Below are 22,336 nucleotides of genomic sequence, written 5' to 3' on the forward strand. Positions count from 1 at the left end.
AACGCAGTGAAGAATCTCAGATTTTGAAGTTCTGAGATCCTCAGTCTCATTCATCAATGTTTTAGCTTCCTTTGGTCGCAAACATTGAGAATTCGTTGTGAATTACTTACCGCCATTTCTCAGAAAAAGACTCTGAGAAATAGTGGCAGGGCAAATTTCGCTATCGCTCTGGATGACGCAAACGAAGTTTGTCAATAGCCTATGGGGACGCTATGTCCCTTTTTTTCTTGCTTATTTTTCCATAAGGAAATACAATAGAAGAAAATGAATTAAAGAGATTAAACATATCAAACATATAAGGGAGGTGCCGCATATCAAAAAATTTATTTATAATCATAAGCTGCTGTCTGTTATATTAGCGGCACTTTCAACGGTTGCAGTACTGACAGTCTTTGTGAATTATGATTTTTTAAAGGACGAACCGCAAAAGAGTATCAATGTCACAGAGCAAGGCGGCATTTATGACTTGACTGATATAGACAGCTTGGAGCAAACAGTTATTAAATTGGCTCCCGGAGCCGCTTATTATCCCAACATATACCTGACGCCGGAAAACTTTGATACTGCTATTTCCGAAAGCACGGAATATTTTGAAGAAATCAGGGCGGACTATCTGTCACAGAGATTTGTTCTGAAGGTTCCCGAAAATAAAGATGTATATTCAATAACCCTTAAGCTTTCCGGACGCCATGCTATGAGAGTTTATGCAAACGGCAAGCTCGCGGCACAGACAGGACAAGCCGGTACTACAAAGCAGGAAACGGAGGTTTGGGAAAACAACATTACATTTCATGGGTCTGCAGTAAACGGTGAAATAGATATTCTCCTTAACAGTGCACAATTTTACCATGCTAAGCGAGGGGCATCACTTGCGGAGCTGAGCCTGAGCAAGAATGAAACGGATCCGTTTTTTTTCGGTCGTATAAAAGGAATAGCAATTATGGGTGCGTTTTTATGCGCGGCTGTGTTGCTGCTTGGAGTTTATCTGATGCTTTCACATACCCGGGCAACACTGTATTTTGCTGCTGCCTGTATAGTTATGGCATTGAGAGAATGTCTGCAAAGTCAGGCATGGATTTATTTTCCCATATCCGGCAGACTGTCATTCATGCTTGAATACCTCAGTGTGGTACTGTTGACTATTTTCCTTACACTGTATCTTACACAGTATACATCCGGCAAATTTCTTCAGGTCGTTCAATATACAGCCATCATCGGTTCATGTATTTATGGAGTCTGTGTACTGTTTGGAGATTCTTTATTTTATACGTCGGTGCTGAAATATTATCAGTTCCTCCTTGTTGCCTGTATTATTCCGGGAATTACGGTTCTGTTTCTGAAAATGCGTAAACCCATAAAGGAACAAATGACTGCAATATACGGAATAGCGGTATTTTATATTTCTGCCTTGTATGACATTTTAATGTACAGTGATATTTTCGGTGATGGACCAAATGTGCCTATTTCTGAAATTGCAATGCTGATATTTGTTGTGGCACAGGCAGTATCCCTGTTCCAGATGAACAGCAGGGTGCTGGCGGAGGCAAAGGAAGCTGAGCAGAAGTTAGAAGCAGAAAAAATAGCATTAGAAAGCTTAAACAGACTGAAAACGGAATTTTTGGGCAATGTTTCTCATGAGCTGAAAACACCCCTGACGGTTATGTCCGGCTATGCTCAGACAACAAGGCAGCTTGCCCAAAATTCAAACGTACCTGAATGCGGCGAGGTATCCCGTCGTATGACCCTCATTTCATCCGAAGCGGAGAGGCTTTCCCTGATGGTGGGACAGATTCTGGACGTTACACGTATGGAGGAAGGGCGTATGGTCATGGAGCCTGTGCGCTGCTATGTGGATGAAATTATACATACAGCCGTTGAAACCCATTATCCAATACTCAACAAAAATCGCAACCGTCTTGATATTCGTATAGAAAGCGGTCTGCCTGCCGTCTATGCCGATCCCGCAAGGATTTCACAGGTTGTGGTCAATCTTATTTCCAATGCGGTGCGTTTCACTTCAGACGGTGTAATTACCATATCCGCAAAGAATGAAAATGACAAAATTCTTGTTTCTGTCTCGGATACGGGTGCAGGGATAGCAGAAGAGCAACTTTCCCACGTATTTGAACGCTACAACAAAAAACAAAAATCCGGCGGACAGGATACCGGCACCGGACTTGGATTATATATATGTAAGCATATTGTGGAGCAGCACTGCGGCGAAATCCGGATAGAAAGTGAAAAGGGAAGAGGAACCTCCGTATTTTTTACGCTGCCTGCATGTGAAACTAATACCGTATCTTGCTGAAAGTATATTCATTTCTGCCGGAGCTTGACAGCTCAAACCAGCCAACCTCATCCAGCTTCAGCTTTTTTCGCAGATTGGCCACATGGGTCTTGATAGTTCCAGTGGCGCTGGGAGATGCCTCACCCCATGCGCGGCGGTAAATTTCTTCAACACTGAGACGCCGTCCCGCAAACAGGGCAAAGCAGCCCAAAAGCTGCAGCTCCTTCTGAGTGAGGGAAATCCGTTCTCCGTCAAGGGTTGCTTCCCCTGACAGAAAGTCAATGACAAGAGGTTCAAGCTCAATTTTTCCGGCAGTCATTATACCGGATCTGCGAAGCTGTGCAGCCACCCTTGCATTCAATATATTCAAATCATAGGGCTTGGTTACGTAATCATCCCCTCCCTGCAAAAGACCCTTTACAACGCTTTCGTTTTCGTCCCTGCACGTCAGGAAGATGATGGGGGCGTTTGTTTTTTGTCTCAGCTCGGAGCAGAAGTCAAAGCCTGAGCCGTCGGGCATCATCACATCCAAAAGAATTAAATCGGGGGCATGCTCCTCTAAGAGAAACCGCGCCTTTGCCATGGTGGAGGCGCACACTACCTCATATCCCCTGCCTTCAAAATATTCACGGTTGATTTCCAGCACATCCGCCTCATCCTCTATCATCAAAAGCTTTATTGTTTTCACGACATCACCCCGATTATCAACAATTTATCAGTACAATCTTACCACATTACACCAAAAAAGGAAATGAAAAAATTTTTTATAACAAACGGTCAAGATTTCTTAACCTTTCACACAACGTAAAAAAATTCTGATATCCTCAAAAATAACAGATAATCAATAATAAAACAAGGAGGATATAACAATGAAACAAACAAGAAAACGAATAAGCATAATATTGGCAGTATGCATGCTTATAACCATGCTGCCGGTAACGGCATACGCCGAAACAGGGAAATCGGATGATACTATCACTCAGACTGTGAAGCCGTATGTGATAAGTACGTTAACCACCGGAGCAGCCATAACCGTAGGAACTCAGGAAGGCGTATTGTATGAAGGAGTGGAAAGTGCTGATAACGAGATGTTCAGTCACGTAACATATAGGTTGGAAACTGAGAATATTGGTGAAGGAACTTACAACGCAACTGTTGACAATCTGCCCACGGGAGTAAGTATGAAGGGTACTACGGTTAATATTGATTATGAAGGTAAAGGTACCTTTGAATTGGCGGGAAATACTGCTACCGCAGCGGGAACCACAGAAGGGCTGACATTAACCATCAAAGGCGGAAGCTTGCCTGAAGACGGTGTAAAATCCGGGCCCTTTGAACTTACCATAATAGACAAGGAGTTTATGGAGACTATCATGGAGCTTTTTATTAAGTCTTTAGAAATTCAGATTCCGTATGAAATAATTGGATTTTTACATGACAAATCCAAAGCCTATGTTGAGGTTGAGGATGAGGATGATTTTGAAGCAGCGATAGAGGATGCATTAGAGGAATTCATGGAAACGGGTGAAAAATTTAAAGATTATTTTGATGATGAAAGTCTTATAAGTAAATATCTTAAGAATCTGGATGGCTTAATAGTTATAATTGATGAATTGCTTGAAGAGTACAAAGATGCTTCGGATAAGCTTGCTGATGCTGCAAAGCCTTTTTTCAAGGATGAGGCATGGGAGTATGCCCAGCTTAAGTATGAGGTAGTGTTATTATCAATGAGAATAAACGTCGGATTGCAGAGCGGTAAAATAGATGAGAATGCTTTCGACGAAATTGAAAATAAAATAAAATCAGCATTTACGGAAATTAGCACCAAATACAATATAACCGACGACGAAGATGCAATAAGTAACGGAAATTGGGAAACTTTAGTGGCATTCTACACTGAGGTTTACGATTTTTTATACGGTGTTCTTGAGGAATACGGAATTGTCGGAGGTATCACAAAGGAATATTATGGTCTCACCGTGGGTGGAGTTAGGGTTTCAAGTGAAAATTGCGGCAATATCAAAGGGAAGGGTATAGACGGAAGCGGCACCGTCAGTTATAATCCGCACACTAAAACCCTCACTCTCGACAATGCTGAAATAGCGGTAATTGACAATCCAACAGATGGATACTATATCGGAGCAGCCATTGAGGTGTACGGCGGAATTGAAAATCTGACCATAGAGTTAAAAGGCAGCAGTCAGATAGGAAATAAACCCGCGGATCAAGGTGAATCTGAGGATTATACTGTTTACTACGGTATTATCTCTGATAATAATATAACCGTACAAGGCAGCGGCAGCCTGACGATTTATGATAGGGCACAAGGAATCTCAGCTGAGAACATCACCATTGATGCCAAAGGAACTATAACGATTATGGAGCATGGCGAAGATAAATCCTGCTGCCTGAAAGCAGGGGGAACCTTAGAGATAAAAAATGGTACTCTGGAGCTATCTTCAATTGTATCAAACTGTCTGTATGGAGATGAAATTATAATCAGCGGCGGCACTATTACTGCTGAAAGCTTTGATGAATGGGATGTAGAGTTGTACGCCTTCAACACAGCACCGACATTTGCTTCCGGCTATAAATACAAGGTTTATGCCGGTGAAGATAAGGATTCAGCCAAGGAAGTAACAAACCATACCGCTGCAACCTTTACTACAAGTAAATACGTTAAAATAGTTCCTGTTACTTCCGGCGGCAAGGATGACGATGACGACAACGGCGGCGGCAGAGACAAGGATACATCTCCTGCTACACCAACAGTACCGACACCTCCGGCAGAAACTTCGAAAAAGCCTGTAGAACAGGTGTTGAATGATGTGGGAACACATTGGGCGCTTGACAGCATCCGATTCGTATATAACAGGGGCATAATGACGGGAACCTCAGCGGAGCAATTCTCTCCCGATGCACGTATGAACAGGGGTATGCTTATTACGGCACTTGGAAGGCTTGCGGGGATAAATGCGCTTGACTTCACATCGGGCAGCTTCAATGATGTTGACATGTCATCCTACTACGGATCGTATGCTGAGTGGAGCTTAAGAAGCAATATAACAATGGGAACAGGAAATAACAGCTTCTCACCGGACAATCCGGTTACGAGAGAAGAATTAGCCGTAATTCTGGTTAATTTCGCAAAAGCAATGAGATATTATCTTCCTTCGGGAGAAGGAGCACAATCCTTTGCAGATGGCAGCACCATAAGCCCATGGGCAATGGAAGCAATCGAAATAATGAGGAGCGCAAACATAATGCAGGGAGACCCAGACAACAACTTCAACCCGAAGGCTCCTGCCACAAGAGCAGAAATAGCGGCAGTACTCCAACGCTTCATAGAATATATGGGATTATAGGATAAGGAAAAATTTCTGAAATAATCTGAAATGAGGTGAGTTTTATGCTGCAAATAACCAGAGTTGATATTGTTGACGGTCAGACCCTGGATATTGAGCTAAGTAACGGACATCTGATTCTTTTCGATACCCGGCATTTACCAAGAATAAATCAGGGCTATGACAGTCTCAGAGATCTGGAGGTATTGCCCCGGCCCGATACCAACGGAGAGAGTATTTTCTGGAAGGACGGTCCTCGGATTACCTTGGAGGAAGTTCTGCAATGGCTGTCAATTCAAACAATAAAAGAATAAAGAAATAACCAAGAACCCGGTTTTCGTTAAAGAGGTCGGGTTCTTGGTTTGTTACTTATTTACCGTAGTTTTCCTTTGCTTTTGCTGCAAAATCCGGAGTTTGTATTTTATCATAGGGTGCGCCTTCTTCTATTTCTCCTGCTGTCTTCATTATGTCGATCAATCTGTTGTAACCGTCCTCTCCCAGTACCAGATCGGGGTTCCATGCTCCGATATCTCTGTAGGTTTCAACTATTTTTGCAATGAATTCTTTATCCGAATCAGGGAATTGTGGTGCTATAACCTCTGCTACTTCTTCGGCAGAATGCTCGTTAACCCATACCATTCCCTCGTAAAGTGCATCTGAAAAGCTTTGAATTACGTCAGGATTTTTTTCTATATAGCTTCCCAAAGCACTGTAGCATGTATATGGAATATATCCTGCCAGTTTTCCTACAGACTCCAACACGTAACCGTTGCCCTGTAGTTCAAACGTTGAAGCCAATGGTTCAAAAAGTGTGGTGTAATCTGCCTCACCTGAAGCAAAGGCACCTGCCATCATATCAAATTGTACATCTGTTCTCACTTCAACGTCCTCACCGGGAGTCAATCCTGCCTGCTTCATGGCATATTCCAACGCCATCAAAGGCATTCCGCCCTTACGGCCTCCAAGTATCGTATGTCCCTTTAATTTTTCCAATGTAAAGCTGTCGTCCTTTTCTCTTCCCACAATAAAAGAACCGTCTCTCTGGGTTAGCTGTGCAAAGTTAACCGCATGATCTTCTCGCCCCTGTAAATAAACGTAGACGCTCGCTTCCGGTCCCATGAAGGCTATATCAGCTTCTCCGCTTACCATGGCAGCCATACATTTATCGGCTCCTCCTCCGTTTGTTAATTCAATCTGCAGCCCGTGTTTTTCAAAAAACCCCTTTTCAATAGCCACATATTGCGGTGAATAGAAGATTGAATGAGTTACTTCTATTAAACGCACCTTTGCCACATCCGTTTGCTTTTGCTCGCATCCTGTCAGGACTAACGCTGATACAAGTAAAACAACTAACAGTAAAGAAATAAATTTTTTCATAGATACCTCCCATTTTTGCTCGTTATTCATAATATTCAATGTGATGAAAAAAAGTTACCGATAAATTTATGACAATTACCTCAAAAACTAATGGCATAATTGTTTTAACTTGAAATTTTCATTAAAAAAGAAGAAAAAACCCGTACATCCAAGTAAAACAAATGGGAGTAAGGGTTTTGTTTTCATCATAAACCTGTAGTTCTATGGTCTATCTTTTAACATTAGCAATAATTTTTTTAATTTCTCCTAAAGTCATGAAACGCTTGGAGAAGTCAGTACCTGTAATTGATTCAAATTCCTTAACTATATCGCTGTAATAGTCAAGCATATAGTAATTTTTATCAAGATAAGTTCCTGAAATTTTATTCAATTCATTTACAAGAATCCTTGTTGAATATTTGTTGTCAGTGCTTAACTGTAAGAGCCTAATAAGCAATAGAGCAATAAAACAAGTCAGAAAATGAGCTTCAATGTGCTCTGGAGTTGACACGTTGACAGGTCTTGTCTTTAGCTCGGTTTTAGTTATCTTAAAACTTTCTTCAATCTTCCATAAACTACGATAAGCATCTAATATTTCTTCGTTGGGCATATCTAATTCACTGGTTACAATTGCATAGTAACCGTCATATTTACATTCCTCAGCAATTCTATTTGAATCTATCCAGTGGACTTCAGACAACTCAAATATTTCACCTGTTTTTTTATCTAATGATTGAGATTTAATATATTTAGCTGCACCTTTTTCTGGTAATTTCCCGTTCTTTGATATACTCATAAGTTTTCTTGCTTTTTCGATAGCTTTTTCTCTTTCGTGTCCAGCTCGTTTGGCAAAGTCAGGGCTGTAGAATACAACCTGCTTTTGAATAATATCAACCTTTTTAGTTTTATCCTCAGTGTTTGTAACATTTATTTTAACACTTACAACCCGTGATTTAATTTTAAAACCATCATCATGTATTATGTATCCGCTTTGATCCAAGACATATTTTTTAAACTCATCAGTACCACCGCGAATAGTTTGCGAATAGATATAACCATTTTTCTTAAGTATGTTGTAAGCAATATTTTCTCCAGTATTCATACCTTTATCAGCAACTACAATAATTTTGCCCAAGGCATAATCATCTTTTAAATTATCAAGAACGGGCATTAAGGTTTCGCAGTCGTTAGTATTGCCCTCAAACAGTCTGTATGTAATTGGTAAACCGTTGTTATCCATCAATAAACCCATTTGTATAATTGGGTTTTTCTTGTTTTCCTTAGATACGCCCTTCTTTCGCAAATCATCAGGTTCTTTAATCTCAAAGTAGTAATTAGTGACATCGTAATATACCTTATTGGTATCTCTGCCATAATGTATTCTAATCATTTCGTGTAAATGTAAAAGCAGATCATCCTTATACCGCTTAAAATGATCTAAAGACCTATAGACATCATTTATACCAATATCCAAGTCCATAAAAAGATCATCCTTAGTTTCAAAAGCTTCCTTCTTAGAGCATGGATTTAGAACCCTTGAGTAAACAAGGAGTTGGAAAATATTGTTGAGAGAAAATTCAATATTCAAATTTCTTTGCCTATTGATTAAAAATCCATCAATACCTAATTTATGATAAAAGTAACTTAAAACAACAAATCCAAGATTCTTTCTTAAGGTGGTGGAAGAATCTATGATTTCGTTCAGCCGAAATGAAAAAGTCAAAGGATGAGTATTTTGTTTTTCTTCCTCAGTCATTTTCTTTGCAATTTCGGAAAAGTGAAGGATGGGATTGTTAAATTTTTTCTCTAATTCATCTAAGTACCCTAATGTTTGAACATTTCTTTGTTTTGGTCTTCCAGTAAGGGGATCTCTGTAACCTTCAACAATGGATAGATGGATTCTGCCATTTGGGCGTTTATCTTTCTTAAGAAACATGGTCATAATCACCTCTTTTTCTAATTAATTATATCACGAATTACATAGAATTACAATAAAAAGATTTAAATTTGACATAAAAAATATCCTGAATTGTTGTTTAATTCAAGACTAGAGAGATTACTATATTTTATTTTGATGAGAATTTAGGGAATTGTACATCTGTTCTCACTTCAACGTCCTCACCGGGAGTCAATCCTGCCTGCTTCATGGCATATTCCAACGCCATCAAAGGCATTCCGCCCTTACGGCCTCCAAGTATCGTATGTCCCTTTAATTTTTCCAATGTAAAGCTGTCGTCCTTTTCTCTTCCCACAATAAAAGAACCGTCTCTCTGGGTAAGCTGTGCAAAGTTAACCGCAAAATCTTCACGACCCTGCAGATAAACGTATACGCTTGCTTCCGGTCCCATAAATGCAATGTCAGCTTCGCCGCTTACCATGGCAGCCATACATTTGTCAGCTCCGCCGCCGTTCGTTAAATCAATTTGCAGTCCATGTTTTTCAAAAAACCCCTTTTCAATAGCCACATATTGCGGTGAATAGAAGATTGAATGAGTTACTTCTATTAAACGCACCTTTGCCACATCCGTTTGCTTTTGCTCGCATCCTGTCAGGACTAACGCTGATACAAGTAAAACAACTAACAGTAAAGAAATAAATTTTTTCATAGATACCTCCCATTTTTGCTCGTTATTCATAATATTCAATGTGATGAAAAAAAGTTACCGATAAATTTATGACAATTACCTCAAAAACTAATGGCATAATTGTTTTAAATATGTTATATTTAATTTGCTGTGTAAAATAAGGGTGTTATTTTTTGTAAAATAAAAAATAGAAACAGGAGAAATTATGGTTGTATCTTTTTCTGATTTTTTGGCACAGGCAATTTCTAATCCGATTTTATTGGTGACAGCTTTGTTAATGATGGGAGTAATCCTGGTTAATGGTTGGACTGATGCACCGAATGCCATTGCAACATGTGTTTCAACCCGCTCAATATCTGTACGGTCAGCTATTTTAATGGCGGCGGTTTTTAATTTTTTTGGTGTTTTCGTAATGACTGTTATAAATGCCAATGTTGCTCAAACCATTTACAATATGGTTGATTTCGGAGGAAATTCAAGGGAAGCTTTAATTGCTTTGTGTGCTGCAATGTTTGCCATAGTAATCTGGGCTACCGCTGCCTGGTGGTTTGGTATACCTACCAGCGAAAGCCATGCACTAATTGCGGGAATTTCAGGTGCTGCAATTTCATTACATAACGGTTTATCCGGCATAAACGGAAATGAATGGATTAAGGTATTATATGGTTTGGTTTTATCTACTTTTTTAGGATTTGCGCTTGGCTGGATAACCGTAAAGCTGATGGAAGTGATTTTTAAAGGATTTAACAGACGAAAAACAAACGTTTTTTTTCAAAATGCTCAGGTTGCCAGTGGTGCCGCCATGGCATTTATGCATGGAGCTCAGGACGGTCAAAAGTTTATGGGAGTTTTTATGCTTGGAATTTATTTAGCTAATGGACAAGCGAATGTTACAGATTTTGTCATTCCAACATGGATGATGATTTTATGCTCGCTTGTTATGGCTTTAGGCACCTCAATAGGCGGATATAAAATTATAAAATCAGTGGGAATGGATATGTGCCGTTTACAAAAGTATCAAGGATTTTCCGCTGATATGGCAGCCGCAACCTGCCTTTTGATTTCCTCGGTTTCAGGAATTCCGGTAAGCACGACACATACAAAGACAACAGCTATTATGGGTGTAGGCGCGGCAAAAAGAATATCATCCGTTAATTGGGAATTAGTTAATGAGATGGTTTTGACTTGGATATTGACATTTCCCGGATGTGGATTAATAGGTTATTTGATGGCAAAATTATTTATGATTGTATTTAACTAAATTTAGAGGTGAATTATGGCTCGCAAAAAAGAATTTGATTATTTTGACGCATTTGTAAAATTATCCGAATATTGTTGTAATGCTGCTAAAATGCTGGATGAGGTATTAATAAATTTTGAGGCTTCAACCTTAGAAGAAAAAATGAAGCAGATGCACGATATAGAGCATGCAGCTGATTTATGCGGACATGAAATAACGAGAAGGTTGTCAAAAGAATTTATAACACCTATTGAGAGAGAAGATATTGTAACTCTTACTCATGAAATTGATGATATAACGGATTGTGTTGAGGACGTACTGATACATATGTATATGTACAATGTTCAGGAAATCAGAAATGAGGCATTAAGATTTTCAAAATTAATTTTAAAAAGCTGTGAAGAATTGAAAATTACTTTGGAAGAGTTTAAGAATTTCCGAAAATCAAAAGTTATTCATGATAAAATTGTTTATATAAATAAATTAGAAGAAGATGGAGATAATTTATATACGGAAGCAGTCAGAAAATTGCATATGACGTCGAAGGATCCGATTGAATTAATGAGCTGGACAATTGCTTTTAACAGATTTGAAAAATGCTGTGACGCATGTGAGCAGGCAGTGAATGTAGTTGAAAGCATTATAATGAAAAATTCATAACATTTGAAAATATATTAAATTGCTTAAATCAAATATTATTGCTTAAAAAAATGTAAAAAAGTTGTGAAAAAAAGTTTATTTTGCAAAAAAACATTTGCAATGTTAAAAAATGTTTGTTAAAATATAAGCAGGAGGCATGCATATGAACAATAATGATAAAATTTCACCTGCAGTAATAAGAAGATTGCCAAAGTATTACAGGTATTTGGGAGAATTGACCAAGATGGGTCTTAATAAGACCTCATCAAGAGAATTAAGTGAGATGACAGGCTTTTCAGCATCCCAAATACGTCAGGATTTGAACAACTTTGGAGGTTTTGGACAACAAGGTTTTGGCTATGATGTAGAAAACTTACGCAATGAGATTGCGAGAATTCTTGGCTTAGATAAAAAGTATAAAATAATTATTATCGGTGCCGGAAATATTGGTCAGGCAATTGCAAACTATACCGGTTTCTATGAGGCAGATTATGAAGTTGTAGCATTGTTTGATAAAAATCCGAAATTAATTGGAATGTCTATGAGAAATGCGTTAATAAAGGATATTGACGAATTGGAAGAATTTTTGAACGTAGAAAATATAGATATTGCAGTAATATGTACTCCGAAAAGTGTAAGCCAACAAGTTGCCGAACAATTAGTGCAGTGCGGCATAAGAGCCATCTGGAACTTTGCTCCGAAAGATTTGAAAATGCCTGATTATGTACATGTGGAAAATGTTCATTTGAATGAAAGTCTATTTTCATTGACATATTATTACAATCAAATGAATAAGAAAAAAAGCGAATAATTTTTTTAAAAACAGAGATTTTAATTATATTATCTCTGTTTTTTTATGTACTGACCCTATTTGCTACATTCAACTTATGCCCTAACAATAACTTTTATCAAATTCAATTATTACGTTTTGTTAACATATAAATAATTATATATTAAAAAAATGCATTTTAAATTAAAAAATACATGTAATGTGTACTGCTTGTCTATATAAAAGTTTTAAATTACAAATAGTTAATATTAAATTTGTTGTATTGTAACTTGCTTTTGATATAATAAAGGAGGAAAACATTTATAATTATATGGAGGTTTTACACATATGAATGCATATATTGAAAGAATCATTGACTCAGTTAAAAAAAGAGATTCTCAGGAACCAGAATTTATTCAGACAGTTGAAGAAGTATTATATACTTTAGAGCCAATGATAGAAAAGCATCCGGAGTATGAAAAAGCTGGATTGTTGGAAAGAATAGTTGAACCGGAAAGAGTAATATCATTTAGAGTTTCATGGGTAGATGACAACGGAACAGTTCATGCTAACAGAGGATATAGAGTTCAATTTAACGGAGCTATAGGACCTTACAAAGGTGGTTTGAGATTCCATCCTTCAGTAAACCTAAGCATAATGAAATTCTTGGCATTTGAACAAACTTTCAAAGATTCATTGACAGGCTTACCGATAGGCGGAGCAAAAGGTGGTTCTGATTTTGACCCAAGAGGAAAATCAGATGCAGAAATAATGAGATTCTGTCAGGCATTTATGACTGAATTATTCAGACATATAGGACCGGATGTTGACGTTCCTGCAGGAGATATAGGTGTTGGAGCAAGAGAAGTTGGATATATGTATGGTCAATATAGAAGAATAAGGGGAGCTTTCGAAAACGGCGTATTAACAGGTAAAGGTATACCATACGGCGGAAGCTTGGCGAGAACAGAAGCTACAGGATACGGCGCTGTTTACTATGCACAGGAAGTATTAAATCATTTTGGTGAGGAAGTTAAAGGCAAGACATTTGTAATATCAGGATTTGGTAACGTTGCTTGGGGTGCAGTTCAAAAAATTAATCAATTAGGCGGAACGGTTGTAGCTATTTCCGGTCCGGACGGATATATTTATGATCCAAACGGAGTGAAAGGCGAAAAAGAAGATTTCATGTTAGAAATGAGAAATTCAGGAAGAGATAAGGTTCAGGATTACGCTGATAAATTTGGAGTAGAATTCTTCCCAAAACAAAAACCATGGGGTGTTAAAGCTGATGTTTATATGCCATGTGCTACTCAAAATGAAATAAACATGGATGAAGCTAAGAAAATAGTAGCAAGTGGATCTAAATATTATATAGAAGTTGCTAACATGCCTACTACAAATGAAGCATTAAAATACATCATGGACAGCGGTATGATAGTTGCTCCTTCAAAAGCAGTTAATGCAGGCGGAGTTGCTACATCAGCATTGGAAATGGCTCAAAACTCTATGAGATATGCTTGGTCATTCGAAGAAGTTGATGAAAAATTACACGGCATCATGAAAAATATCTACAACATGAGTGTTGCAGCAGCAGAAGAAGCCGGATTAGGATATAACTTAGTAGCCGGAGCTAATTTAGCAGGATTCAAAAAAGTAGCTGATGCTATGATGGCACAAGGTATAATTTAATTAGATAAATAAATAATAAAAGCAAGGTGTATGACCTTGCTTTTAGTTTGTTTTCCATTCGCTCAGGATAAACGGCTGGCTCCGGAGATTTGTACCATCTGATTATACGTTCAAAACAATCATTTTTTCATCGGTCATTTCTTCAACCGCATATTTTCCGCCTTCTTTGCCAAAACCGCTTTTTTTCAGTCCTCCATAAGGCATATTGCGCGCCTTAAAATATGAAGTATCGTTAATTATAACTCCGCCGCATTGTATTTTTCTGGCTGCCGTCATTGCGAGATGTATATCCTTTGTGTAGACTCCTGCTTGCAAACCGTAAACAGAATCATTAACATAGCTTATCGCCTCATCAAAATCATCATATGTATTTATTATAATTACAGGTCCGAAGATTTCATTGTTGTATACTTTCATGTCTTTTTTTACATCTGTTAAAATTGTTGGAAGATAGAATATTTCATTATGAATTTTTCCTCCGCAAACTGTCTTTGCACCTTGGGATACTGCTTCATCAACCCATTTGGCAACTCGTTCTGCTTCTTTTTTACTGATCATCGGTCCCATTGTTGTATTTTCTTCCATCGGATTTCCTAAAACTAAAGATTCAGCATGTTTTTTTGATATGCTGACAAATTTTTCGAATACATCCTTATGGACAACTATTCTCTGGATAGAGACACATACTTGTCCTGCATTATAAAATCCTTTTAATGTACATTCCTTAGCAGCGGCTTCTATATCAGCATCTTTATGTACTATGACGGCAGCGTTGCTGCCGAGCTCCATAGTTGAGCGTCTTATTCCTATGGTGTTTGTTATATGCTCTCCTATTTCGGCACTTCCGGTAAAGCTGTAAAAATTAATATCATTATTATTCAGAAGCATTTCACCGACGGTAGATCCCGGTCCCATAACCAATTGTATGTGCTCCGGCGGCAATCCGGCTTCTAATAATACTTCAACTAATTTACATGCATTGACCGGAGTTTGTTGAGTAGGCTTTAAAATTACGGCGTTGCCGGCAGCTATTGCGGGAGCAACTTTAGATACAGATAAACTGAGGGGATAATTAAACGGGGTAATGGCACAAACTATCCCAACAGGTACCCTTAGAGTAAAGCCGATTCTATTTTCAAATCCGGAGGTTGCATCTATAGGAACCATTTCTCCTGTTATTCGTTTTGCCTCTTCAGCCATATTCTTAAAGTTTAAAATAACTCCGGATACTTCTCCTCTGGCTTCACTGATGGGTTTTCCTACTTCTCTAGATAAAATTTCCGCCAGTATCTCCCTATCTCGTATAACTATCTCAGCTGCATTCATCAAAATATTATATCGCGTGGTTGGTGTAAGGTAGTTGTTATTGAATGAATTTCTTGCAGATATAACAGCAGTATCTACATTTTCTTTCGTAGCCTGGGCTATTGTCACAAAAGGATTGCCGTTATATTTATCGGTAACGTTAAACCTTTCATCTGAATCCACCCATTTTCCGCCTATGAATAATTTGTAGTGTTTCATAAGTATCCTCCAATTAATTTTTTATAAATAAAAAAATCAGACGAGTGAACCAAAAAAGCACGTCTGATACAAAATACCGAATTAAGCTTAAGGTTCTTCTCAAACACGGAAAGCCTGCAAATTTCTTATACAAACTCATTGGTCCAAAAATCATAGGCAATGCCCTTAGACTTTGAGGACTTGAACCATATTAAATTTTAATCTGTTAAAATATATAGCAAGTATTGTGCCATTATTAGGCTTGTTGATATTTCGGATTAAAACTAAGGTAAATTGCCATGAATGACGGGAAAAACACTTATTAAACAAACATTATACATTTCAAATTAACATACGATGTTTTCAATTTGAAAAGTTGTAAATAAAAAGATTATGCTATTGCATAATCTCAGGTTATTGATAAACTTCGCTTGTGTCATCCTGAACGAAGTGAAGGATCTCATCTTTTGTACAACGAGATCCGCAGTCTAATTCACCAATGTTTTAGTTCCCTTTGGTCGCAAACATTGGGAATTCGTTGCGAATGACCTACCAGCCATTTCTCAGAAAAAAATTCTGAGAAATTGGGGTTAGGGCAAATTTCGGTTTTGCTCAGGATAAGCTCAGCACCAAATCAAGATTTGGGCTGTCTGCTTACTTATATAAATTTATTTTTCCTGTATCGTTTAAATATTTTACAACTATTGCAGTTATCGGAGCGATAAGCAATCCGAAGAATCCAAATAATCTAAGCCCGGCATACATTGCGGTAATTGTAATGATAGGGTGAAGGCCAATCTGATATCCTACAATTCTTGGTTCAATCACATTTCTGATAACAGTTACTGCCAAATACAATGCCAGCAATCCAAATCCTAAGGTATAATTTTTTAATATGATTTCAACAATTGCCCACGGTATTAATATTCCTCCTGTACCCAACACAGGCATTATATCAAGTATTGCTATTATCGCAGCAATAGGCAAAGCATATTTGACCTTCAAAAAGGATAAGCCCACCAGAATCTCAAAAAAAGTAATAAACATAATTATTATGTAAGATTTTATCATTCTCCAGACCTTTCCTACTAAGAATACTCGGGATTCTTCAAAGGTTGAGTTGAATTTGTCAGGAAGCTGTCTTTTTATAAAAGCTATAATGTTGTCATATTCAACACTTATAAAGACTGATAAAACTATCGTAAATATTACTGAAATTAAATATAACGGAAAATTTGATATTATCTTTGTTGCTATTTGTACTATGTTTATTGAGGCGTTTTTAATAACATCTGAAATATAGTTAATTCCGTTTGTAATAACCTGCGATAAGGTTGTAGCCGCATCCTCGGAGATAAGCTCCGTATTTGCTACTATCCAATCATTAAATTCCAGCAGCAATGGCTCTACTTTGTTGAAATACAGATTCGGCATTGCATAAATTAAGTCAGTAAGCTGGGTAATTAAAAAAGTAATAAACAGCCATAGAATTATAGCTACAAAGGCATAAAATAAAGCCACTACAAATATGGCGACTCCCTTTCCCGTACCCTTAATATACTTTCTGATAAATTTTGCTATCGGTCTTAGTGAAAGTGCAATTAAAAACCCTACAATAAAAGGCATAATCCAATGAATTACATAAACAAATACAAAATACAGAACTGAGTAAGCTGTAATTATAAAAGCTATATTAATTATAAATTTCTTTTTATCATCTAAAGTCATCTTAGACTCCTGTAATATGTTTTCCTATAATTATAATATTTGTAGCTATTATTTGCAATAAAAATAAAAATAATATTGTTTTTATTGCAAACTAAACTTATTATTGTAACAACCAATTATATAATATATAATTATCACTAAAATATGATTAGAAAACCGTAAGAATTTCATTATATTTTTCATTATTAAAATATACTTTTCATTTTGAAACAAATATATTTTTTTTGTAATGTACTATTGATTAATTATAGATACATGACAGTAGAATTTATTGAAATTCAAGCATTATAAATTTTATTAAAATTAATTATTGTTTTTTTATTATTTTGGCATAATTATTGCTCCATATACAAGCAAATAATAAAATATTGTACCAAATCCGGAAATGGTAGATTTTTATATTTCAAGCTTGAGTTAAATATCATTTAATAAGATTATGGAGGATTAAACAAAATGATGGAAAATACAAGAGAGTTTTTATCAGGTATCGGCTTACCAAAAGGTGATGCATTTGATTGCCCGACTTCTGAAAAAAGATTTCCTTCAGGAGCTCATTTCGGTATAGAGGTCCCGACTATTAATACTGCGGTAGCATGTAAGGCACTTATAGAAGAGGCAGAAAGATTAGGTATACAAATAAACAGGGTTGACGAAACCTACGGTGCATTTCGCCATACCTTTACTGAATTAAAAGAATATGCTGCTATTTGTAAAGCTCACGGTTCCGGCCTGAACATGTCCATAGGGCCAAGAGCTGCTTATGACACAAGTGCTACAAGATTAAGTGAACAAGGAAGAGTTATAGCATACAGATTAAGAGGACAAGAGCAAGTTGCAAGAGCAATAGAAGATGCGAAACGTATAGCTGAAGCAGGAATAAGAGGCTTAATAGTTTATGATGAAGGTTTGTTGTGGGTGTTGGATGAAGCAAGAAAAGCAGGACAGCTTCCTGAAGATATGAAATTCAAGAATTCGGCACATAACGGACAAGGAAATCCCGCAAGCTTTAAGCTGCTTGAAAGATTAGGTGCTGACTCCATAAATCCTGTAAGAGATTTGTCAATCCCTATGTTGGCTGCATTGAGACAAACAATTGAAGTTCCGTTAGACTTACATACAGACAATCCTCCGGGATCAGGCGGATTTATAAGAGTGTATGAAGCTCCTGAAATGGTGCGATGTTGTTCACCGGTTTACTTAAAAACAGGTAATTCATGTGTATCAGGGCATGGTCAATTGACAACTGCACAAAATGGTATCGATATGGCCAGACAGGCAGCCATAGTTCTTGAAATGGTTCACAGATATTATCCTGAAGCAATTCAGTTAAAAGCCGGAGAGGCAGATCCACAAATAGCAGATGTAAAAGAAGCCGCTTTAGCATATTAATTAGTTGCTGCTATTTGCAGCATACTGATAAATTGTTAAATTATCTCTCTTGTTTGATTTGTTTCTTGCAGGAGAGATAATTATATATATTTTATGAGGGAGAAAAAAATGAGAGAAATTCATGTAGAATTAATATCCAAGACTGTTGAAAGGCTGTGTATTGAGTCGAATTATTATCTTCCGCAAGATGTAAAAAAAGCATTACAGGATGCTTTAGAAAAAGAAGAATCTCCCCTTGCAAAGGAAATAATTGAGGATATTATTAAAAATCAAGAAATAGCAAGGACAAACAATGTGCCTATCTGTCAGGATACAGGTCTTGCGGTAATATTTTTAGAATTAGGGCAGGAAGTAAGATTAACAGGCGGAGATTTAAACGAAGCAATAGATGAAGGCGTCAGAAGAGGATATAAAAACGGTTACCTTCGAAAATCGGCAGTTGATGATCCGTTCATGGTCAGAAAAAACACAGGAGACAATACACCCGCAATTATACATACCAAAATAGTACCCGGAGATAAAGTTAAATTAATATTGGCGCCAAAGGGAGGCGGAAGTGAAAATATGAGCGCTTTGGCAATGCTTAAGCCTTCGGATGGTGTAAAAGGAATAAAGCAATTCGTATTAGATACCGTTGACAAGGCAGGCTCTAATCCATGTCCCCCCATAATAGTCGGAATAGGTGTAGGAGGCACGATAGAGAAAACAACCTTAATCGCAAAACAAGCATTGTTGAGAACAGTAGGTGAACATAATTCAAATCCTGATATAGCGAAATTAGAAGAAGAATTATTAGAGGAAATCAATAAGCTTGGAATCGGTCCTCAAGGATTTGGCGGAAGAACTACAGCATTGGCCGTACATATTGAAACTTTCCCTGCTCATATAGCAAGTATGCCTGTCACAATAAATATTCAATGCCATGTTGCAAGGCATCAGGAAGCAATAATTTAGTCTTTTATTGAAAGTGTGGAGGTATATGAAATGGTAAAGAAAGTTGATACTCCGTTAACGGATGAAGTGATTAATGAACTTAGGGCAGGAGACAGAGTTTTATTAAGCGGTATTATATATACCGGCCGCGATGCGGCTCACAAAAGATTGGCAGAGCTTATTAATAAAGGTGAAGAGCTGCCAATGGATATAAAAAATCAAACGATTTATTATGTTGGACCATGTCCCGCTAAGCCGGGTCAGGTTATCGGGTCTGCGGGACCTACCACCAGCGGAAGGATGGATGCCTACGCACCTTTATTGATAGACGAAGGTCTTAAAGGAATGATAGGCAAGGGTCTTAGAAATCAGCAGGTTGTTGATTCCATAGTAAAGAATAATGCAGTATATTTTGCAGCCGTAGGCGGTGCCGGTGCTTTGCTTGCCGAAGCGATAAAGGAAGCAGAAGTCATAGCATTTTCGGATTTAGGTGCGGAGGCAATATATAAATTGAGAATTGAAGATTTTCCAGTAACAGTAATAATAGACAATCAAGGAAATGATTTATACAAAATCGGCAAAGAAAAATACAAAATAATATAAGGAAGGTAAACATATGTCATTAAGAGATGATGCATTGAAATTGCACAAGGATAATCAAGGTAAGTTAAATTTAATGAGCAAGGTTCCCGTTACGGATAAAGAAAGCTTAAGTCTGGCATATACGCCGGGTGTAGCTGAGCCATGCAAGGAAATACACAAGGATGTTAATTTAGTTTACGATTATACATCAAAAGGCAATTTAGTGGCGGTTGTGTCGGATGGAACTGCCGTTTTAGGACTTGGTGATATCGGTGCTTATGCTTCAATACCTGTTATGGAAGGAAAAGCTGTATTATTTAAAGAATTCGGCGGAGTTGATTCTTTTCCGATCTGTGTTAAAACCAAAGATCCCGACGAAATAGTTAATATAGTTGAAATGATTGAACCGGTTTTTGGCGGTATAAATTTAGAGGATATGTCGGCACCAAGATGCTTTGAAATAGAACGAAAACTTAAAGAAAGACTATCAATTCCCGTTTTCCACGATGATCAGCATGGAACTGCAATCATTGTTTTGGCAGGCTTAATGAATGCTCTTAGAATTACTGAGAAAAAAATGGAGGATTTAGTAATTGTAATAAACGGTTCAGGTGCTGCCGGTGTTGCTATTGCAAAGATAATACTCAATATAGGGGTAAAAGATATGCTGATGGTTGACAGAACCGGAATTATCTGCAAGGGCAGAGAAAAAGGAATGAATTGGGCTAAGGAAGAGCTTGCGAAGGTTACTAATAAGGATAATAAAAAAGGAAGTCTGGCAGATGCGTTGATTGGTGCAGACGTATTTATGGGAGTATCGGAAGCTAACATCGTTACGGAAGAAATGGTTAAAAGTATGAATAATGATGCCATAATTTTTGCAATGGCAAACCCGGTTCCGGAAATTGATCCCGAACTTGCAAAAAAAGCAGGAGCGAGGGTAGTAGGAACAGGCAGGTCAGACTATCCGAATCAGATAAACAATGTATTGGCATTCCCGGGAGTTTTCAGAGGTACCTTTGACGTCAGAGCTACTACTATAAATGAAGAAATGAAATTAGCGGCGGCTAAAGCATTATCCGAGCTTATATCGGATGAAGAATTAACTGAAGATTACATAATACCAATGCCTTTTGATAAAAGAGTAAGACCGGCGGTTGCAGAGGCGGTGGCGAAAGCAGCAAGAAGTACGGGTGTGGCATTACTATAAAAAATATAAGGTGGTGATGGTATGGACAGACCTATTGTGTATGATCTTAATACACTTAATGAATTTTGCATCGGCATGTTTATAAAAGCCGGTATGAGCTCAGAGGAAGCAGAAATTATGAGCGATACATTAATGTTTGCTGAAATGAGAAATGTAAAATCACACGGTATAATAAGATTACCCACATATATAGAAAGAATGGAAAAAGGTGTTGTAAATAACAAGCCGGAAATGAAACTTATAAATAATCCATTTGCTGCTGTTTCGATGCTGAATGCGGATAACGGAATGGGACAGGTTGCGGGATATAAAGCAATGAAGGAAGCTATGAACATAGCAAAAGTTTATGGAATAGGGATGGTGGCAGTAAAAAATTCCAACCATTTTGGTGTGGCTTCATATTATTCAATGATGGCATCAAAGGACGATATGATTGGATTGGTTATGACAAATGCATCGCCTGCTATAGCTCCGTTCGGCACAAAGGCACCATTGCTTGGCACTAACCCGCTTTCCGTAGCTGTGCCCGCAAAATATAAAAAACCTATTGTTCTTGATATGTCCATGTCTACTGTTGCAAGAGGCAAAATCAGAATGGCAGCACTGCAAAATAAAGAAATACCTTTAGATTGGGGGTTGGACGAGGAAGGCAACCCCACAGCTGACCCATATGAGGCATTGAAGGGTAGTTTAGTGCCTATCGGCGGTGTTAAAGGTTCGGGTTTATCTTTGATAGTTGATTTGCTTACCGGTGTTTTAACAGATACTTCCTTAACTGGTGAAGTAAAGAATATTACCGATATGAGCGGCCCTTCCAAAACAAGTCATGTATTTATAGCCGTAAATATCAGCAGCTTTATTGATACTGATGTTTATAAGAAGAATGTTGACTCAGTTGTAAATAATATAAAATCATTACCTCCTAAAGGTAATAACGAAATTTTTATGGCAGGTGAAATTGAACAAAGACTGATGGATGAAAGAAGATCCTTAGGCATACCTGTAGAAATTGAAGTTATTGAAGAATTAAACAAATTAGCAGAAAAATACGATGGAACAAAATTATAACGTTGAATGAC

18 protein-coding genes and 1 riboswitch are annotated in these 22,336 nt (G+C 37.6%); of the genes, 12 read left to right on the forward strand and 6 right to left on the reverse strand.

What is annotated here, in order from left to right:
* Positions 1 to 304: 304 nt before the first annotated feature.
* Positions 305 to 2,308, forward strand: a complete 2,004-nt coding sequence (locus HZF24_RS11675) for a sensor histidine kinase (RefSeq protein WP_322790739.1) — start codon at positions 305 to 307, stop codon at positions 2,306 to 2,308.
* Here the strand turns inward: HZF24_RS11675 and HZF24_RS11680 are convergent.
* Positions 2,289 to 2,954 (reverse strand): response regulator transcription factor, encoded by a 666-nt coding sequence (locus HZF24_RS11680; RefSeq protein ID WP_281372291.1) that lies wholly within the window; start codon positions 2,952 to 2,954, stop codon positions 2,289 to 2,291. The two genes, HZF24_RS11675 and HZF24_RS11680, sit on opposite strands and share 20 nt — an antisense overlap.
* Before the next feature lie 202 nt (positions 2,955 to 3,156).
* Between HZF24_RS11680 and HZF24_RS11685 the strand changes: the two genes are divergently transcribed.
* Positions 3,157 to 5,652: an S-layer homology domain-containing protein gene (locus HZF24_RS11685; protein WP_179238503.1), complete on the forward strand. Its 2,496-nt coding sequence runs from the start codon at positions 3,157 to 3,159 to the stop codon at positions 5,650 to 5,652.
* 44 nt (positions 5,653 to 5,696) lie between these two features.
* Positions 5,697 to 5,945, forward strand: coding sequence for a hypothetical protein (locus HZF24_RS11690; RefSeq protein ID WP_179238504.1), 249 nt, complete (start codon positions 5,697 to 5,699; stop codon positions 5,943 to 5,945).
* Between the two features lie 55 nt (positions 5,946 to 6,000).
* Here the strand turns inward: HZF24_RS11690 and HZF24_RS11695 are convergent, their stop codons facing one another.
* From HZF24_RS11695 to HZF24_RS11705, 3 genes are all read right to left on the reverse strand, one after another.
* Positions 6,001 to 7,008 (reverse strand): ABC transporter substrate-binding protein, encoded by a 1,008-nt coding sequence (locus HZF24_RS11695; protein ID WP_179238505.1) that lies wholly within the window; start codon positions 7,006 to 7,008, stop codon positions 6,001 to 6,003.
* 208 nt (positions 7,009 to 7,216) lie between these two features.
* On the reverse strand, positions 7,217 to 8,923 hold the full coding sequence (locus tag HZF24_RS11700; protein WP_246346105.1) for an IS1634 family transposase: 1,707 nt from the start codon (positions 8,921 to 8,923) through the stop codon (positions 7,217 to 7,219).
* 130 nt (positions 8,924 to 9,053) lie between these two features.
* A complete protein-coding gene (locus HZF24_RS11705) occupies positions 9,054 to 9,593 on the reverse strand; it encodes an ABC transporter substrate-binding protein (protein ID WP_179238507.1) in 540 nt (179 codons plus the stop codon).
* A 184-nt stretch (positions 9,594 to 9,777) separates the two neighbouring features.
* Here HZF24_RS11705 and HZF24_RS11710 point away from each other — a divergent pair, with 184 nt between their 5' ends.
* From HZF24_RS11710 to gdhA, 4 genes are all read left to right on the forward strand, one after another.
* Positions 9,778 to 10,833, forward strand: a complete 1,056-nt coding sequence (locus HZF24_RS11710) for an inorganic phosphate transporter (RefSeq protein ID WP_179238508.1) — start codon at positions 9,778 to 9,780, stop codon at positions 10,831 to 10,833.
* Between the two features lie 15 nt (positions 10,834 to 10,848).
* Positions 10,849 to 11,472, forward strand: coding sequence for a DUF47 domain-containing protein (locus HZF24_RS11715; protein WP_179238509.1), 624 nt, complete (start codon positions 10,849 to 10,851; stop codon positions 11,470 to 11,472).
* Between the two features lie 142 nt (positions 11,473 to 11,614).
* Positions 11,615 to 12,262 (forward strand): redox-sensing transcriptional repressor Rex, encoded by a 648-nt coding sequence (locus tag HZF24_RS11720; RefSeq protein ID WP_179238510.1) that lies wholly within the window; start codon positions 11,615 to 11,617, stop codon positions 12,260 to 12,262.
* 306 nt (positions 12,263 to 12,568) lie between these two features.
* The gene (gene gdhA, locus HZF24_RS11725; RefSeq protein WP_179238511.1) at positions 12,569 to 13,912 is read left to right on the forward strand and encodes an NADP-specific glutamate dehydrogenase; all 1,344 of its coding nucleotides are present in this window, start codon (positions 12,569 to 12,571) and stop codon (positions 13,910 to 13,912) included.
* 102 nt (positions 13,913 to 14,014) lie between these two features.
* Here the strand turns inward: gdhA and HZF24_RS11730 are convergent, their stop codons facing one another.
* Complete coding sequence (locus HZF24_RS11730) at positions 14,015 to 15,436, reverse strand: aldehyde dehydrogenase family protein (RefSeq protein WP_179238512.1); 1,422 nt, start codon at positions 15,434 to 15,436, stop codon at positions 14,015 to 14,017.
* Positions 15,437 to 15,512: 76 nt separating this feature from the next.
* A riboswitch (molybdenum cofactor riboswitch) is annotated at positions 15,513 to 15,634 on the reverse strand.
* Between the two features lie 435 nt (positions 15,635 to 16,069).
* Positions 16,070 to 17,143 carry a sporulation integral membrane protein YtvI gene (gene ytvI, locus HZF24_RS11735; RefSeq protein ID WP_179238513.1) on the reverse strand — a complete coding sequence of 358 codons (1,074 nt, stop codon included), beginning with the start codon at positions 17,141 to 17,143 and terminating at the stop codon, positions 16,070 to 16,072.
* A gap of 453 nt (positions 17,144 to 17,596) precedes the next feature.
* Here ytvI and HZF24_RS11740 point away from each other — a divergent pair, with 453 nt between their 5' ends.
* From HZF24_RS11740 to HZF24_RS11760, 5 genes are all read left to right on the forward strand, one after another.
* Positions 17,597 to 18,532, forward strand: a complete 936-nt coding sequence (locus tag HZF24_RS11740; RefSeq protein WP_312815192.1) for a peptidase — start codon at positions 17,597 to 17,599, stop codon at positions 18,530 to 18,532.
* A gap of 108 nt (positions 18,533 to 18,640) precedes the next feature.
* The gene (locus tag HZF24_RS11745) at positions 18,641 to 19,486 is read left to right on the forward strand and encodes a fumarate hydratase (RefSeq protein ID WP_179238514.1); all 846 of its coding nucleotides are present in this window, start codon (positions 18,641 to 18,643) and stop codon (positions 19,484 to 19,486) included.
* A 30-nt stretch (positions 19,487 to 19,516) separates the two neighbouring features.
* On the forward strand, positions 19,517 to 20,068 hold the full coding sequence (locus HZF24_RS11750; protein ID WP_179238515.1) for a Fe-S-containing hydro-lyase: 552 nt from the start codon (positions 19,517 to 19,519) through the stop codon (positions 20,066 to 20,068).
* Positions 20,069 to 20,081: 13 nt separating this feature from the next.
* Positions 20,082 to 21,257 (forward strand): NAD(P)-dependent malic enzyme, encoded by a 1,176-nt coding sequence (locus HZF24_RS11755; RefSeq protein WP_179238516.1) that lies wholly within the window; start codon positions 20,082 to 20,084, stop codon positions 21,255 to 21,257.
* A 21-nt stretch (positions 21,258 to 21,278) separates the two neighbouring features.
* Positions 21,279 to 22,325, forward strand: coding sequence for an Ldh family oxidoreductase (locus tag HZF24_RS11760; RefSeq protein WP_179238517.1), 1,047 nt, complete (start codon positions 21,279 to 21,281; stop codon positions 22,323 to 22,325).
* The last annotated feature ends 11 nt before the right edge of the window (positions 22,326 to 22,336 follow it).

The organism is Sedimentibacter hydroxybenzoicus DSM 7310 (assembly GCF_013403245.1).
GTDB lineage: Bacteria > Bacillota > Clostridia > Tissierellales > Sedimentibacteraceae > Sedimentibacter > Sedimentibacter hydroxybenzoicus.

Bases quoted from the DNA above. Each gene is read 5' to 3' on its own strand.
- HZF24_RS11685 (WP_179238503.1), top strand. From the start codon at position 3,157: ATGAAACAAACAAGAAAACGAATAAGCATAATATTGGCAGTATGCATG.
- HZF24_RS11730 (WP_179238512.1), bottom strand. From the start codon at position 15,436: ATGAAACACTACAAATTATTCATAGGCGGAAAATGGGTGGATTCAGAT.
- HZF24_RS11680 (WP_281372291.1), bottom strand. From the start codon at position 2,954: ATGATAGAGGATGAGGCGGATGTGCTGGAAATCAACCGTGAATATTTT.
- HZF24_RS11715 (WP_179238509.1), top strand. From the start codon at position 10,849: ATGGCTCGCAAAAAAGAATTTGATTATTTTGACGCATTTGTAAAATTA.
- HZF24_RS11755 (WP_179238516.1), top strand. From the start codon at position 20,082: ATGTCATTAAGAGATGATGCATTGAAATTGCACAAGGATAATCAAGGT.
- HZF24_RS11745 (WP_179238514.1), top strand. From the start codon at position 18,641: ATGAGAGAAATTCATGTAGAATTAATATCCAAGACTGTTGAAAGGCTG.
- gdhA (WP_179238511.1), top strand. From the start codon at position 12,569: ATGAATGCATATATTGAAAGAATCATTGACTCAGTTAAAAAAAGAGAT.
- HZF24_RS11705 (WP_179238507.1), bottom strand. From the start codon at position 9,593: ATGAAAAAATTTATTTCTTTACTGTTAGTTGTTTTACTTGTATCAGCG.
- HZF24_RS11700 (WP_246346105.1), bottom strand. From the start codon at position 8,923: ATGTTTCTTAAGAAAGATAAACGCCCAAATGGCAGAATCCATCTATCC.
- HZF24_RS11760 (WP_179238517.1), top strand. From the start codon at position 21,279: ATGGACAGACCTATTGTGTATGATCTTAATACACTTAATGAATTTTGC.
- HZF24_RS11740 (WP_312815192.1), top strand. From the start codon at position 17,597: ATGATGGAAAATACAAGAGAGTTTTTATCAGGTATCGGCTTACCAAAA.
- HZF24_RS11710 (WP_179238508.1), top strand. From the start codon at position 9,778: ATGGTTGTATCTTTTTCTGATTTTTTGGCACAGGCAATTTCTAATCCG.
- HZF24_RS11690 (WP_179238504.1), top strand. From the start codon at position 5,697: ATGCTGCAAATAACCAGAGTTGATATTGTTGACGGTCAGACCCTGGAT.
- HZF24_RS11720 (WP_179238510.1), top strand. From the start codon at position 11,615: ATGAACAATAATGATAAAATTTCACCTGCAGTAATAAGAAGATTGCCA.
- HZF24_RS11695 (WP_179238505.1), bottom strand. From the start codon at position 7,008: ATGAAAAAATTTATTTCTTTACTGTTAGTTGTTTTACTTGTATCAGCG.
- ytvI (WP_179238513.1), bottom strand. From the start codon at position 17,143: ATGACTTTAGATGATAAAAAGAAATTTATAATTAATATAGCTTTTATA.
- HZF24_RS11750 (WP_179238515.1), top strand. From the start codon at position 19,517: ATGGTAAAGAAAGTTGATACTCCGTTAACGGATGAAGTGATTAATGAA.